Raw genomic sequence first — 14,318 nt, forward strand, 5'->3', positions numbered from 1 at the left:
GTTTAGGTATCAAAAAAAGCAGTGACTGATTTTTGGTCAGTCGCTGCTTTTTTGATATGCTACTTATTCTTTATCTGAGTTTTTATCTGATTCTTGATTTAACTCTTGTTCAAATGAAGTGTCTTGTGTTTCTTGGTTGACCTCTTCTTCGAATAAATAACCTGTTTCTTCCACGTACTCTTCTCTTGATTCTACTTCTTCAACCACAATATTATCAGTTTGTTGGTCTTTGGCTTTCGACCGTTTGATCAAACGCGGGTTTACCCGTTTAGACCAGAAACCGCCATGGATATATTTGGCATCATAGGATAGGTAGAACGCTTTGGGGTCAATTTCATCAATAGTCCGGTGTAGATAGATTTCATTTGACCGCGGTGTCAGGATAGTTAAGATCAACCGGTCACCGTCACGGCCGTAACCTACTTGAATAGTGACACCATATCCACGTTCACGCAAAGCATTAGCTAGGGTATGGTCGTCATTTTGCACATAAACTTCGACAACTGAATAACCCAATGCGAGTTTGTTTTCAATCATCATTCCACAATAAATCCCTACACCAAATCCTAATGCGTAGACGATTAGGTAAATCGGATTAGATAGGTATTGCATTACCATGGATAGACCTAATGTATAAACCGTTACCTCTACAACGGCTATGATCGGCGCAATTTTTTGATAACCACGCATGGTCAATAGGGTCCGAATGGTATTCAACATGATGTATATCAAGTTGATGAGAAAGATTTGCAGTAATAAGCTCCAATCCATAGTCTCATCCTTTCATTTGTTGCTAGATTATTTGGTTGATGAAGGGTCTAGTCGTTTTTCAATTAGTCCTAACAACCAGTCAGCTAGGATTGACATAAGTGAGATTGGAATCACAGCTGCGATGATGATAGAAGTACCATCTGATGCATTTACACCGCGTTGCAACACGTCACCAAGTCCACCGGCACCAACGAATGTACCGATTGTGGAAATCCCGATACCTGTAATGAAGGCATTACGGATACCACCCATAATAACTGAAAGCGCTAGTGGTAATTCAACTTTATAAATCACTTGCCAAGGGGTCATCCCCATCCCTTTACCAACATCTACCATTGTATCATCTACACTGATAACACCGGTATAAGTATTTCGTAGAATTGGTAAGATTGAGTATAGGAAGATAGTAAATACTACCAAGTTAGGTCCTAGACCCATCACTAACATAACTACTGAAAGTAAGGCTAAGTTCGGCACAGTTTGAATAATGTTGGCTAAACCTAAGATAAAGCTAGATGTTTTACGCTTGTGGGCAATAAAGAAACCTAAGGGTACGGCCACAATAATCGCAAAGACTACCCCGTAAGAGGTCATCAATAGTTGGCGGAAGAATTGTGATAATAGATACATCCCATTTTGCTGGAAGTAATACACGATTTGCTCAAATAAGTCTAATTGTGTAACGTCAACCATTATTCTTCACCTCCTAAATTATCTTGCGACACTGGTTCAATAAAGGGTTCTGCATCTTCGAAATAGTTATTTTCTTCTAAAAAGCGTTCTGCAACAATTTGTGGTTCTAATAAATACTGGTCACTTTGGAAGTTCAACTCTTGCATTGTTTCATCCGACATTTTATTAGCTAATTTAGCAAAAATACCATCCAATTCAGGATATTCTGCTCTAACTTCATTAGTTACAACTGGTGCCCCATCATAAGGAGGGAAAAGTCGCTTATCATCTTCAAGTACAACCAAGTCCTCAGAAATGATCCGTCCATCTGTTGAATAACCTAGTACAACATCTACTTCACCAGATGATACGGCTGAATAAACCAAACCGATCGTCATTGGGTATAATTCAGGGAATTCAAAATCGTAAATTTCTTTGAAGGCATTGTAACCATCACCTTCACGATTTAACCAAGTATTATCTACACCAACTGAAAATTCGTCAGCGTATTCTTCTAAGTCAGATACTGTTTCTAAACCATATTCTTCTGCATCTTCACGGCGAACCATGAAGGCATAGGAATTTGCAAAGCCATAACCCGGTGTGTACCAATGCATATCATATTGCGAATCAAATTCTGAAATAACTGTTTCTAAGGCCACTTCTGGATTTGTTTCAGCTTCCATACCCAACTCACCTGTTAGTGAAGTCCCGGTATAGTTTACTGCTGATACGTTGGCATCCCCTGTTTCTAAGGCTTGGTGGTTCATGGTTGATGAACCCAAGTTTGGAATAATGTTGGTTGGGGCATCCGTATAGTGGTTGACCATACCTTCAACAATATGTCCTAAGATTAGTCGTTCAGTTGTGGATCCGGAAACAATTGAAATACCATTTTCAGATGAACCCCCTAACCCAGGCAGTGAACAAGCTGTTAAAATAATCGTCGATAAGACAGCAACAACCGATGTCTTAAGATATTTCATCTTACGCAAGTGATTCATCTCCTTTCTTAGAAGAGGTTGTTGGTGTAACCCAATCCTCTACACGCGCCATCACCAAGTCAACAATGACCGCAAGGATGGTGACAGGAATCGTACCACCTAAAATTAAGTCTGGTCTAAATAGGTTCAATCCGTTAAAGATCATATCCCCTAGGCCACCACCACCGATATATGAGGCAAGTGTTGTCCAGGCGATAACATAGACTGTTGAAAGACGAATACCCGCCATAATAACTGGTACTGCAAGTGGTAGTTGTACTTGGCGAATAATTTGCATCCGTTTCAACCCCATCCCCTTAGCAGCGTCAAGTAAATCTGGGTTTACGTTTGACATCCCTAAGTAAGTATTACGGAGAATCGGTAATAGCGAGTAGATAAATAAGGCGAAAATTGCTGGCACCTTCCCAACACCTAGGAAGGGAATCATTAAAGCTAATAGCGCTAGCGTTGGAATTGTTTGCAAAACTGACACAATAGAAATCACTACATTGGCTACTTTTGGCACTTGTGAAAGGAAGATACCTAAAGGTACAGCCACAATAACACCTAAACCTAAGGAAATCAGTGACATATAAATATGCTCCCAAAGTAGGCGAATGACTTCACTACCTTGGCTGGCAATAAACTCTTGCATTATTTATCAGCTCCTTCAGTAGTCGCATCAATTGGGTGAACTGCTGTCGTTTCTGCATTTTCAAATATGGGTTCATCAGTTAACTTATCGATTTCTTCCTCGTCACCCCAAATTGAGTTGTAAACAAGGTTTACTAATGCTGAACGGGTAACCAGACCAGTTAAACGACCTTCCCGGTCAACAACGGGCATGTTAGGAATACGCCCTTTTAAGATTTGAGTAGTTGTATCTTGCACTAAAGCATCCTCAAACACTGGGCGAATTCTTGTGTGCATGACGTCTGCAACAGATAAACTTGAGTTCGCTGTACGTGAAGCCAAATCATTTAAGGTCAATAGACCTTTTAGATGGTGGTCATCATCGATAACAAATAGTGAATCGACATGGTTGTCACGCATGATTGTAATCGCCTTAGCTAAAGACATCCCTAAAGTAGCAGTTAATGGTGTAGTTAACATGATTTCTTTTACTGTAATGAAATCAGTTTGCGCTTGCATTAAGCGTTCTTCACCTAAGAAACCACGTACATGTTCGTTAGCTGGATTACGTAAGATTTCATCTGGCGTATCATATTGGATTAAGTCACCCTCATGCCATACTGCAATACGGTCAGCCAAGTTTAAAGCTTCATCCATATCGTGCGTTACAAACACAAATGTTGAACCAAATTCAACTTGTAGTTCTTTTACTAATTCTTGTAAAGCATCACGGGTAATTGGGTCTAAGGCACCAAAAGGCTCATCCATTAAAACGATTTTTGGATTGGCTGCTAAAGCACGGATAACCCCGATACGTTGTTGTTGTCCACCTGATAACTCGCTTGGATAGCGGTCTAAGTATTCTACAGGTAATTCAACCCGGTTCATTAAACGTTCTGCGATATCTCTGTTTTTCTTCTCATCCCATTTTAGTAAGCGAGGTACTGTTACGATGTTGTCGTATACAGTCATATGTGGCATTAATCCTGTTTGTTGGATTACATAACCAATTCCGCGACGTAATTCTACTGGATCTTTTGAAGTTGTTGCTTCGCCGTCGATCAGAATTTCCCCACCAGATGGATCGTGCATACGGTTAATCATCCGTAGCGCTGTTGTTTTACCAGAACCTGAAGTCCCAATGAAACATACAAACTCACCATCATCAATTGTCAAAGAGGCGTCTTTAACAGCGGTTGTGCCCCCTGGATATACCTTTTCAACATTCTTGAACTCTATCATTACTTAGTCCTCCTAATTTTTACCTTTTTATAAAAAAGTCTCTTTTAACTCTATCAAAATTTGAAAAAATGACCAAATTTATAGCTATTAATCTAGCAAAAAAGGCGATAAATCCGCTTTTTCAAGACGTTAACTTAACAATTGACAATGTATAAGTTATAGGGAATTGCACGCCATTTTTATAACTTAAATTGATTTTTTAAAATATACAATAATTGTACACTTGTGCTGTAAAAATGATGAAAACTAACCACTACACTATTTATAATATCAAAACTAGACTAGTTACTCTTAATTAAACTACTAGTCCTCAATAATAACCGTTGCAGTAGCATAATGGTCAGTGTGACTGATGGTAATATGTACCGGCGTATCTACTTTGTCACAAATAACGAGGGGTTTACGCTGGTCATTATTCACAATTTCAATATCTTGAAAATGCAGCTGGCTCGAAATACCAGTACCATATGCCTTGGCGAACGCTTCTTTTGCCGCCCACCGACCTGCTACAAATTCCACTTGCCGTTTTTCGTTATCAATACTAGTGTATGTATTCAACTCATTTTTCGTGAGTAATTTACCAACAAATCGTGAATTGTTGGCAATCGCCTCCTTAATACGCACTGTTTCAACTAAATCTGTTCCTAAACCAATAATCATGGCGCCTCTTCCTATCATCAATTACGATATTATTTATATATATTTTAACGTATTTACTTCAAAACTGCACCTTTGTGATAAGCAAAAAAACAGGCAAATGAAGTTATTTAACCTCACTTACCTGTTTGATTGGGTCGAAAGTCTATTAGGGTTTGGATGCTAGTCTTTAAAACTTTGCACTATAAACTCTTAAACTTTGCACTATAATAGGGCTTTAAAAGTCAGACTTGGCCGACACTTCACAAAATACTTTCAACACTTAGAGTGTTTATTCGGCTTTTGTTCCAGCGCGATACAAGTCTAAACGACTTTTGTCACACCTTACTAACGAATTTTAAATTCTGCTGATTTACCATTAGATTGTTTGTTACCACCGTTTGATTTTTTACGGTCGTAGTTGTTACGGTTTTTGTCTTTAGCATTACCTTTGTAACCACCTTTACGGTCGCCTTTGTAGCCGCCACCTTTGCCGTTACGGTCACGGTTTCCACCACCATTGTTTTTGCGATTTGATGAATTACGGTGGAAGTTACGTTTGTTTCGGTTAGGCAATGGACGTTCCGGTGTGATTTCTACTTTTACAGAAGAAGGATCTTTCACTAATGAACGAACTAATGCTAAGGCAATTTCGTCTTCAGTATAGTTTTCTGATAAGTAAGTAATTGCCTCTTGATACATACCTGTATCTTCTACTTCAATTAACTCTTTAACGACTTCAACTACGTTAGACAATTGACCACTTAATGCTTCTTGTGTCGTAGGTGGACGTAGGGCAGACATTTGTTTCTTAGTTAGGTCTTCAATTGTACGTAAGTAAGACATTTCGTTACTAGTAACAAATGTAACTGACATACCTTCTTTACCGGCACGACCTGTACGACCAATACGGTGAACGTATGATTCTGGGTCTTGTGGAATATCGAAGTTGTAAACGTGTGTTACACCTGAAATATCCAAACCACGCGCAGCAACGTCTGTCGCTACTAAGATATCTAATTTACCGTTTTTGAAGTTACGTAAAACCCCTAAACGTTTATCTTGACTTAAATCACCGTGGATACCTTCAGCTGAATAGCCACGTTCAATTAACCCACGTGCCACTTCGTCAACGCGACGTTTTGTACGGGCGAAAACGATTGACAATTCAGGATTTTGTACATCCATAAAACGTGTTAATAAGTCGAATTTTTCGTAGTCTTTACAACGTGAATAATATTGATCAATTAAGTCCGCAGTCATTTGTTTTGTTTTGACATGAACAGTTGCTGGGTCTTTCATGAAGTTATCCGCAATACGTTTGATTTCTTGCGGTACTGTTGCAGAGAAAAGTAGCGTTTGGCGTTCTGTTGGTAATTCACGAATAATTGATTCGATATCTTCAACAAAGCCCATTTTCAACATTTCGTCTGCTTCATCTAATACCAATGTTTCCACATTTTTTAATTTCAACACACCACGTTTGATAAGGTCTAAGATACGACCTGGTGTACCAATTACAACTGGTGGATTTTTCTTCAATAATTTGATTTGGTGTCCGATTGACGCACCACCGTATACAGTTGTTGTGTGGATTCCTTTAAATTTACCTAGGCGGTATAATTCTTCACCTGTTTGCACAGCTAATTCACGAGTTGGTTCAATAATTAGGGCTTGTATACCACCAGTTTCATGAACTTTTTCTAATAATGGCAAACCAAAAGCAGCTGTTTTACCAGTACCTGTTTGAGCTTGTCCAAAGATGTCTTGTCCCCCAAGTGCCATCGGAATCGTTTGGGATTGGATAGGTGTTGCTTCCTCAAAACCCATTTCTTCGACTGCGCGAAGCAGTGGCTTTGATAGATTCATTTCATTAAATTTCATCTAGTCTCTCCTTTTTCTACTTGAGTGAACTATTTATCTCTGTGAAAAAACTTTTCCACGTAACAAAAATAGCCGAGTATGCCAAATGCATTAGGCTCGACTATTTCCAACTGATATTGATTACTTTGGTAGCAGAATCTCCGCTACTCCTCTAAACATACTCAAGCTAGGATACTATAGCACATCTAAAGACGAGGTACAAATGAAAAGCACAAATCTCACTAGAGTTTAATGTTAGTAGTGACGGGATTTAAGGCCTAGGATTCTTCCGATGAAGCGATTCTTAACGCTTCCACTACCTCAATTAATCCCATCCCATTACTTGCCTTCACTAAGACCTTGTCCTCTGGTTGCAAAATGGCTTTAACTTCTTCAATCAAGGCTTCTTTGTCTGACTCAATATAGGTAATTAAATCTGGATGCATCCCCTTTTCAACCAAAGCATCTACTAGTGGTTGGATGCGCGGTCCATATAAAAAGACATGCTTGAAGGTATTCAAACCAATAACAGTAGCAATCTCTCTATGCAATTCATCAGAGAAAGCACCCAGCTCTAACATGTCTCCTAAGACTAAAATCTTTTGAGACATACCTTTTGAAGCAATGGCTGAGAAGTTTCGGATGACAGCTTTCATGGCTGAAGGGCTGGCATTGTACGTATCATTCAAGATTTGCGTATCTAAAATTCCACGTTCCCATGAACCACGATCAGCCGTAATTGAAAATTCAGCTAAATTAGGACGGACTTGCTCCATTGATAAACCAAATGAGTAGGCAACCCCTAAGGCATATAAGGCGTTCTGTACGTTATAGCCACCTGATAAAGGAATTTCCATTTTTAATTCAGGTGACAAATTGGTATAGAAGGTCGATTGGAATTGGTCCATCATCACGTCAAAGGCGAAGATATCTTGATCATCATTTAAGCCAATTGTTAAAGTCGATTGCGGTAAATCGGTTGGCATTTGGTCGACAATTAAAGGCTCATCCCCCGGGTAAATAAAGGTCCCTTCTTCTTTCAAGCCATCTAAAATTTCCAACTTAGCCTTGGCGATATTTTCCCGTGACCCTAGGAATTCGATGTGGTTTTCCCCAATCATGGTAATGACCACAACATCCGGTTCCGCCAATTTACTCAAGAAGGAAATCTCACCAGCACCTGACATTCCCATTTCTAGGACAATGACGTCTGTATCTTCTGGCATATCTAGGATGGTTTTAGGTAAACCAATATCATTGTTGTAGTTACCGTTTGTCTTGTGGACTTTTAGGGCCGTCGATAGGGCTGCTGCTGTCATATCTTTGGTGGTTGTTTTCCCAGAAGAACCGGTAATCCCAACCACTTTCGGCTTGATCCATCCTAGGTAAGCCTTGGCAAGCGCCTGCATGGCAACCAGGGTATCTTCTACTTGAATAATTGGAAAACCAACAGGCGCTTCATTGGGGTCGTTGGACCATAGGGCCGCAACAGCCCCGTTTTCAATGGCTTTATCAATATAAGAATGGCCATCTGTCGCACCTTTCAATGGTACAAACAAAGCACCTGGGGTAATTAATCGTGAATCGAATTCGACTGAATCGATTTCTGTAAACCGAGCTGTTGATGTGAAATCAATTGCCTCAACGGCTTTTACGATATCTTTAATTTGTGTGGGTTTCATACTTGCCTCTCTAACTACTAAAGGTCGCTCATTCTTGCATCTAGCGCCTTAGCTGTAATCGCTTCTGTGATTTAGTGACTATTTAGACTACTTATTTAAGGTATCCTATCAGACTTGCTACAGTGACTAGAGTGACTGCTGAATACTTTGCTTCTTATTATAGCGACTTAACCCTAATTGAATCAATTCTTCTAATAAATCAGCATATGACTTGCCGCTCGCTTCCCATAAAGCTGGGTACATAGAAAATTGGGTGAATCCTGGTAAGGTGTTGACCTCGTTAATATAAATTTCCCCAGATTCAGTTAGGAAAAAGTCCGTTCGTGATAAACCCGAACCGTCTAGGGCTAGGTAAGCCTTACGTGCATAGTTTTGCAATTTCGCCACTGTTGGCTCGTCAATCGCTGCAGGAATGATCATCTCAGTGGTATTGTTCAAGTATTTCTCTTCATAGTTGTAGAAACCCTGCCCTTTTGCCAATTCACCAGGTAATGAAACGAAAACTTCGTCGTTCCCCAAGACTGCTAGTTCCACTTCACGCGGATTTTGCACGCTAGTTTCAACTAAAACACGGCGGTCGTATCGGAAGGCTAAGGTTAAGGCTGCTAATAATGAAGCATCATCAATTGCTTCAGATACCCCAACACTTGACCCCATATTGGCTGGTTTCACAAATACTGGGTAGGCCAGTTCATTGGTTACTTTTTCAATGGCCACTTCCTGGTTTTTCTCCCAATCATATGAAGTTAGAGCCACAAATGGCACTTGCGGTAAGCCCGCTTGGTCGAACAAATGTTTTGAGACAATCTTATCCATACCAGCCGACGACGCTAAGACGCCTGCACCAACGTAAGCCACATTTAAACTTTCGAATAAACCTTGAATGGTCCCGTCTTCACCGTTTGGTCCGTGTAGTGCTGGGAAAACGATTTGGTCAGTCCCTTCCCGCAAAACGTCAGTAGGCACTATCGCTTGGCCCACTTGGTCTAGCTGGAAGTTTGCTTGCGCATCTGGTTTTTCGGTCATGTTCGCACCTTTAAACCAGTGGCCTTGGCGGTCAATATATACCGGTGTTACGCTATGGCGATCGTATTGAATCTTTTGCATGATGGCTGTTGCGGTTAAGATAGAAATATCATGCTCCGCACTTTTTCCACCGAATAAAACGATAATTTCCATGAAAATTCCTCCGTCGATTGTCTGTCGTATTAAAATCTGTCAGTTTTTAAGCTTGGAAGTCCCAAGTTTCGCTTGTTAAATCATAGGTGAGTCGGCCGAATAATAAATGCGAAGCCTTGTCTGTTTCAACAAAACGTGGGTTATCTTCAGCGAGGTATACGCGAAATTCCCGTTTGTTGGTGCCAACATGATCAGCACCTTCAAAGGTAATGAGGATACCGTCATGACTTAACCGTGCCAGATGACCCAAAATTGGCTTGGCCGGTATGGGGACTGACTTGACTGTTTTCACTACCGGCTTCTTGCGGAATAAAAACATGGGCTTTTGCTCCTGTAAGTCTTCAGTCACCTTGGCCGCTAGGACGTGGCCTAGTTGCTTGAAGAAGTCGTGAATGTCTCGGTAGTACATTTTAGTTGTTGGGTATGAATTGGGATAGGTTGAACCAAAAAAGGTAAATCGGTTGCCCAATTTATAGAAAGTCGGCTGGTTCAACGGTGCATCCGTATGGCCTAAAAATAAAAGCTCCGCAATTTCCTGGTCAGATAGCTGTTGGAATAGGGATTCATATTTAAAATCAATCCATTTGGTTTGGGATTGGACTTCGTTAGCTTGGCCATCAATAAATTCTCTCACAGCCTCGTGTCCGCTCACTATATGGAAACGGGTAAATTCATCAAAACGGCCTAAATGGTTTGGGTTCTTGATGAGTAACAAGTTATTTGGTACTTTATTTACCGCACTTGTAAAATATTTCAAACCCACTCCTAATGATTGTACCTGATTCGAGATAGGGTTTGTAAAAATGTATATATAGTCATTTGTCACAGCTGTGCACCTCTTATTCCAGTAAATATTTTATCAAATTACGTTTCAAAACACTATCTTTCGTCAGATAAAAGCTTTAAAATACCAATGATTGATAGTCAAATCTTTAAGGAGGCTTTTCAACATGCACTTGATTGCATCTCCATTGCAAAAACAATTTTACACTTATTTACCTAAATCACCAATATATAAACGGTATTCTGTCGCAGATTTACCAATTTCTTATCATAATCTAGTCAACCAACAAAATGGTGGTTATACCTCACACAGTTACGTGGCGAGCAAACGCCCAAGTCGAGACGCTCTTACCGCCGTCTACATCCCTTACATCGCCGGCATGTACGAACAAAAACCAGGCGCCGATTACCACATCCCGTCCATCACTAGGCAAAAGGACTTCGTCCACCGACCTAACATTCCAGATACAGGGATTATCTTTTACGAAGACCACGACCGCGTCGCCTATTTCGACTTTAGTCAAGTAAACGATAAAGGCGAACCAGCCGTAGCCTATATGGATGTTGGCTTAGGCCAAGTCAGCATTTTAGCGCCCGACTTTGCTAGCTTTTTAGACCTATTCGAACACCGATTTTTAGGACTACCAGCACCAACATTAGTCTCCTATCACCGGGTGAATGTGGCCATCTTACAGGCCAAGTCTTTCCAAGAAATCGCTGACCTACTTGCGGACTACGGCCCACTTTTAGGGCAAAAATGGCAAAATGACTGGCAAGACTTGCTGGCTCATTTCGATACAAAATCCTTCGACCAATTCCAAGCAGCCTTGAACACTTACAGCCAAGGCCACAAATCAATATTATCCTTATAGGATGCTATTCAAAAACGGCTAACCCTTTCAACTGGGCTAGCCGTTTTTTGTCTCTATTATTTTAATACACTACTGAGATAATGCTTGCACTTCAGCAGGCGCCTCACCGAAAGCCACTGTTTCGGTTAAATTCCCTTGCACAATCCACCGTTGGGTCAAATCAGCTGTACACGTCATCAAGGTAATAATAGGATTACCCGTCACTTCTTGCGAAATATACTGCACTTGATCAGGATTCACTGCTTCAACGAAGAAAGTTTCATATACGTAAACGTTGGTCAAATCTGTCAGGTAAATTTTATCCCCAACCGTCACTGAATCCGAAATGTTATTCAGTAAGATATCTGTCCCGTAGCCGATATGGTGGCTAGCTAAAGTATAATTCCCTTGGCCCATGACTTGGTCTGGGAACATAGTCCCTGCACCCGACACCATGGCTACATCAGACATGCCTTTAATGACTGCGGTATTTAAATTGGCATTCGGAATAGCTACTGCCCCCAGGACATCCAAGTCTGCTTCGCCCGATTCAATGTCCGTCCGCACTTGGTTGACTTCTGTTGCCGACACATTGCGAACCTCATTGAAATCAAACTGGCCATTGGACTGGTCCGACGCATTTTCTTGTAGCTCTTCAGCCGTATAATTTGCTACCGCCACATCTTGCTGGTTTAAATACACCTGTACCACTGGCCAAGCCTGGTTGATCATAATGACTATCCCAATCACCAATAATATCAGTCCTAAAACCCGACGAAAGCCCAATCTTCTCATCACTAGACACCTACTTCCAATTCGCATTATTTTCCAGGCTCATTATGACACATTTTCCAACCATCCGCTATCTAGACCTTTGTCACAAATTCAATCCACAAACAAGTTTTTGACTTTCCACCAACTTATTCACATTATTTGAAAAATAACAGCCTTATTTATCAAGTTTTCAACCGTTTTTACACAAGTTTCCCACAACCTGTTGATAAGTATCCGGATATTTACACAGATTTTACACAAAAACACCCCCGTTTACCCACATACTTATCCACAAATCCACAGACTCATACACAAAACGCAGACAAAAAAGGACACCTTTGCCTTAAAAAGTGTCCTTTTCCCTATTTCACTGTGGATGAAGGCGGTTTTAGCCACACATATCCACTGAATGATAAAACTTATCCCCATTTCAAGCATACCTGTAATATCGGATGCCAAAAATCAGAATTATCCGACACTCCAAAAATACTCCGATTACTTGCAATAATTGTTTGGCTTTTGGTCTAGCACTTCAATTCTTAGTGACTTTTGTCACACCTCTATCTTATATACTATATTCACCTATTCGGTTCCAATTCTTGTCATGTAAAATAATGCGGGCAGGCACCCCAACGGCCGTCGCATAGGGTGGCACATCATGAATCACAACAGCATTGGCCCCAACTTTGGCATGGTGGCCAACTGTGACATTACCTAAAACGGTAGCGTTAGCCCCTACTTCAGCGTCATGTTGGATAGTCGGATGACGTTTTGCCCCCTTGTCATTACCAGTCCCGCCTAAAGTGACCCCGTGATACAACTTGACTCGGTCGCCAACAATAGCCGTTTCCCCAATGACAACACCCATGCCGTGGTCGATAAAGACATTTTTCCCAATTTGGGCCCCAGGATGGATTTCAATGCCTGTATCCTTGCGGGTCGCTTCTGCCATTTTCCGGGCACCATAATAGTCTTCTTGTAAATAGAGTTCTCGCTCTGCGATATGGCGGACCACTGCTTGGAAACCTGGATATAGAAAGACTTCTTCTATGGAATGGGGCGCTGGATCATGGTCATAGATATATTGGGCGAAGTCGCGGTGCGCTTCATTTAATTCATCACTCAGCATGCCCATCACCGAATTGGCCGGTTGATAGGTAACGTTCACCTGAATCTGGGAATACGGTCACAACAACCTTGCCTTTACCTAACTCTTTAGCAAGTTCTTTAGCCGCTACGTAGTTGGCACCTGAAGAGAAACCAGCGAAAATTCCTTGAGAAGTCGCCAATTCTTTGGCTGCTGCAATAGCATCTTCATTTGAAACAGTCGCCACTTTATCTAAAGCAGATTGGTCTAAGACTTTAGGAATAAAGTTGGCACCTAACCCTTGAATCTTATGAGGACCTGCTTTACCTTCAGTTAATAGCGGTGAATCACTTGGTTCACCACCCCAAATAACAGTAGCTGGATTCTTCTCTTTTAAAACATGACCAACACCTGAAATCGTACCACCAGTACCGATACCAGCCACAAAGCCGTCAACATTCGGTAAGTCAGCTAAGATTTCTTTGGCAGTTGTTTCCTCGTGGGCAGTCACATTGGCCCCGTTTGTAAATTGACCAAATACCACACCATTACGTTCAGCCGCAATCTTCTCAGCCGTTTCACCAGCCAATGACATACCACCTGATTTATCTGTCAAAATCAGTTCCGCACCGTAAGCTTGGATCAATTGACGACGCTCGATACTCATTGATTCTGGCATCACGATCACGACATTGATGCCTAAGGCCGCCCCAACCATAGCTAAACCAACACCCGTATTACCAGAAGTCGACTCTACAATCGTTCCGCCAACGGCTACTTTACCTGAATCCAACAAGTCTTTAACAATGTATTTTACTGGACGATCTTTTACCGAACCTGATGGATTATTTTTCTCTAATTTGACATAGATATCCGCAGAATCTGCATCTAAACCATTAATTTTGACCAAAGGTGTATAACCAATCGCGTCTACAATATTTTCAAATAACATAAAATCCCTCCATATATAAGCTATCATCATTTTTTGACTACTTGCTTTCACGCTATACTTTTCTGAATTTCTCAAGAGTTTTCTAACTGAAAGACAAGTGAACTATCTACCCGAATAGTACCTTTTTCATTGCACATAAGCAATTGCTTTGCTCAGTTTTTGATGATGAATAATTGAAGGGTTTTGATTGTTTTTACCTATCAAAAATAT

The 14,318-nt window shown here is 40.9% G+C and carries 14 protein-coding genes; 1 reads left to right on the forward strand and 13 read right to left on the reverse strand.

The features are described from left to right. Nucleotides 1-63: 63 nt before the first annotated feature. The 10 genes from ACRCJ0_RS04865 to ACRCJ0_RS04910 all read right to left on the reverse strand — a co-directional run bounded on the left by ACRCJ0_RS04865 (nt 64) and on the right by ACRCJ0_RS04910 (nt 10,424). The gene (locus tag ACRCJ0_RS04865) at nt 64-771 is read right to left on the reverse strand and encodes a DUF2179 domain-containing protein (RefSeq protein ID WP_431386957.1); all 708 of its coding nucleotides are present in this window, start codon (nt 769-771) and stop codon (nt 64-66) included. A 27-nt stretch (nt 772-798) separates the two neighbouring features. After that, complete coding sequence (locus ACRCJ0_RS04870) at nt 799-1,464, reverse strand: ABC transporter permease (protein ID WP_003142226.1); 666 nt, start codon at nt 1,462-1,464, stop codon at nt 799-801. After that, nucleotides 1,464-2,447 carry an osmoprotectant ABC transporter substrate-binding protein gene (locus ACRCJ0_RS04875; RefSeq protein WP_431389672.1) on the reverse strand — a complete coding sequence of 328 codons (984 nt, stop codon included), beginning with the start codon at nt 2,445-2,447 and terminating at the stop codon, nt 1,464-1,466. Before ACRCJ0_RS04875 ends, ACRCJ0_RS04870 begins: the two co-directional genes overlap by 1 nt. After that, nucleotides 2,431-3,081 (reverse strand): ABC transporter permease, encoded by a 651-nt coding sequence (locus ACRCJ0_RS04880; RefSeq protein ID WP_149256649.1) that lies wholly within the window; start codon nt 3,079-3,081, stop codon nt 2,431-2,433. The genes ACRCJ0_RS04875 and ACRCJ0_RS04880 overlap by 17 nt, the downstream gene beginning before the upstream one ends. Beyond that, nucleotides 3,081-4,301 carry an ABC transporter ATP-binding protein gene (locus ACRCJ0_RS04885; RefSeq protein ID WP_149256650.1) on the reverse strand — a complete coding sequence of 407 codons (1,221 nt, stop codon included), beginning with the start codon at nt 4,299-4,301 and terminating at the stop codon, nt 3,081-3,083. The genes ACRCJ0_RS04880 and ACRCJ0_RS04885 overlap by 1 nt, the downstream gene beginning before the upstream one ends. A 303-nt stretch (nt 4,302-4,604) precedes the next feature. After that, a complete protein-coding gene (gene acpS / locus ACRCJ0_RS04890) occupies nt 4,605-4,961 on the reverse strand; it encodes a holo-ACP synthase (RefSeq protein WP_149314868.1) in 357 nt (118 codons plus the stop codon). Between the two features lie 324 nt (nt 4,962-5,285). Beyond that, the gene (locus ACRCJ0_RS04895) at nt 5,286-6,821 is read right to left on the reverse strand and encodes a DEAD/DEAH box helicase (protein ID WP_431389673.1); all 1,536 of its coding nucleotides are present in this window, start codon (nt 6,819-6,821) and stop codon (nt 5,286-5,288) included. A 257-nt stretch (nt 6,822-7,078) separates the two neighbouring features. Then, the gene (locus ACRCJ0_RS04900; protein WP_325757182.1) at nt 7,079-8,482 is read right to left on the reverse strand and encodes a UDP-N-acetylmuramoyl-tripeptide--D-alanyl-D-alanine ligase; all 1,404 of its coding nucleotides are present in this window, start codon (nt 8,480-8,482) and stop codon (nt 7,079-7,081) included. 126 nt (nt 8,483-8,608) lie between these two features. Next, a complete protein-coding gene (locus ACRCJ0_RS04905) occupies nt 8,609-9,661 on the reverse strand; it encodes a D-alanine--D-alanine ligase (RefSeq protein ID WP_270371262.1) in 1,053 nt (350 codons plus the stop codon). Between the two features lie 46 nt (nt 9,662-9,707). Next, the gene (locus ACRCJ0_RS04910) at nt 9,708-10,424 is read right to left on the reverse strand and encodes a hypothetical protein (protein WP_225968936.1); all 717 of its coding nucleotides are present in this window, start codon (nt 10,422-10,424) and stop codon (nt 9,708-9,710) included. A 187-nt stretch (nt 10,425-10,611) separates the two neighbouring features. Between ACRCJ0_RS04910 and ACRCJ0_RS04915 the strand changes: the two genes are divergently transcribed. Continuing rightward, nucleotides 10,612-11,316, forward strand: coding sequence for an SMI1/KNR4 family protein (locus ACRCJ0_RS04915; RefSeq protein WP_431389674.1), 705 nt, complete (start codon nt 10,612-10,614; stop codon nt 11,314-11,316). Nucleotides 11,317-11,385: 69 nt separating this feature from the next. Here ACRCJ0_RS04915 and ACRCJ0_RS04920 read toward each other — a convergent pair whose 3' ends face one another. From ACRCJ0_RS04920 to cysK, 3 genes are all read right to left on the reverse strand, one after another. Beyond that, nucleotides 11,386-12,090, reverse strand: coding sequence for a class A sortase (locus ACRCJ0_RS04920; RefSeq protein ID WP_431389676.1), 705 nt, complete (start codon nt 12,088-12,090; stop codon nt 11,386-11,388). 544 nt (nt 12,091-12,634) lie between these two features. Continuing rightward, nucleotides 12,635-13,198 (reverse strand): serine O-acetyltransferase EpsC, encoded by a 564-nt coding sequence (gene epsC, locus ACRCJ0_RS04925; RefSeq protein WP_417894028.1) that lies wholly within the window; start codon nt 13,196-13,198, stop codon nt 12,635-12,637. Then, complete coding sequence (cysK, locus tag ACRCJ0_RS04930; protein ID WP_431389675.1) at nt 13,188-14,108, reverse strand: cysteine synthase A; 921 nt, start codon at nt 14,106-14,108, stop codon at nt 13,188-13,190. The genes epsC and cysK overlap by 11 nt, the downstream gene beginning before the upstream one ends. Nucleotides 14,109-14,318: the final 210 nt, after the last annotated feature.

It is taken from the genome of Aerococcus sp. L_32 (assembly GCF_050689315.1).

Excerpts from the sequence above, each read along its gene's own strand:
- ACRCJ0_RS04900 (WP_325757182.1), bottom strand. The coding sequence starts at position 8,482 with ATGAAACCCACACAAATTAAAGATATCGTAAAAGCCGTTGAGGCAATT.
- ACRCJ0_RS04920 (WP_431389676.1), bottom strand. The coding sequence starts at position 12,090 with ATGAGAAGATTGGGCTTTCGTCGGGTTTTAGGACTGATATTATTGGTG.
- ACRCJ0_RS04915 (WP_431389674.1), top strand. The coding sequence starts at position 10,612 with ATGCACTTGATTGCATCTCCATTGCAAAAACAATTTTACACTTATTTA.
- ACRCJ0_RS04870 (WP_003142226.1), bottom strand. The coding sequence starts at position 1,464 with ATGGTTGACGTTACACAATTAGACTTATTTGAGCAAATCGTGTATTAC.
- cysK (WP_431389675.1), bottom strand. The coding sequence starts at position 14,108 with ATGTTATTTGAAAATATTGTAGACGCGATTGGTTATACACCTTTGGTC.
- ACRCJ0_RS04880 (WP_149256649.1), bottom strand. The coding sequence starts at position 3,081 with ATGCAAGAGTTTATTGCCAGCCAAGGTAGTGAAGTCATTCGCCTACTT.
- ACRCJ0_RS04865 (WP_431386957.1), bottom strand. The coding sequence starts at position 771 with ATGGATTGGAGCTTATTACTGCAAATCTTTCTCATCAACTTGATATAC.
- epsC (WP_417894028.1), bottom strand. The coding sequence starts at position 13,198 with ATGCTGAGTGATGAATTAAATGAAGCGCACCGCGACTTCGCCCAATAT.
- ACRCJ0_RS04905 (WP_270371262.1), bottom strand. The coding sequence starts at position 9,661 with ATGGAAATTATCGTTTTATTCGGTGGAAAAAGTGCGGAGCATGATATT.
- ACRCJ0_RS04875 (WP_431389672.1), bottom strand. The coding sequence starts at position 2,447 with ATGAATCACTTGCGTAAGATGAAATATCTTAAGACATCGGTTGTTGCT.
- ACRCJ0_RS04895 (WP_431389673.1), bottom strand. The coding sequence starts at position 6,821 with ATGAAATTTAATGAAATGAATCTATCAAAGCCACTGCTTCGCGCAGTC.
- acpS (WP_149314868.1), bottom strand. The coding sequence starts at position 4,961 with ATGATTATTGGTTTAGGAACAGATTTAGTTGAAACAGTGCGTATTAAG.
- ACRCJ0_RS04885 (WP_149256650.1), bottom strand. The coding sequence starts at position 4,301 with ATGATAGAGTTCAAGAATGTTGAAAAGGTATATCCAGGGGGCACAACC.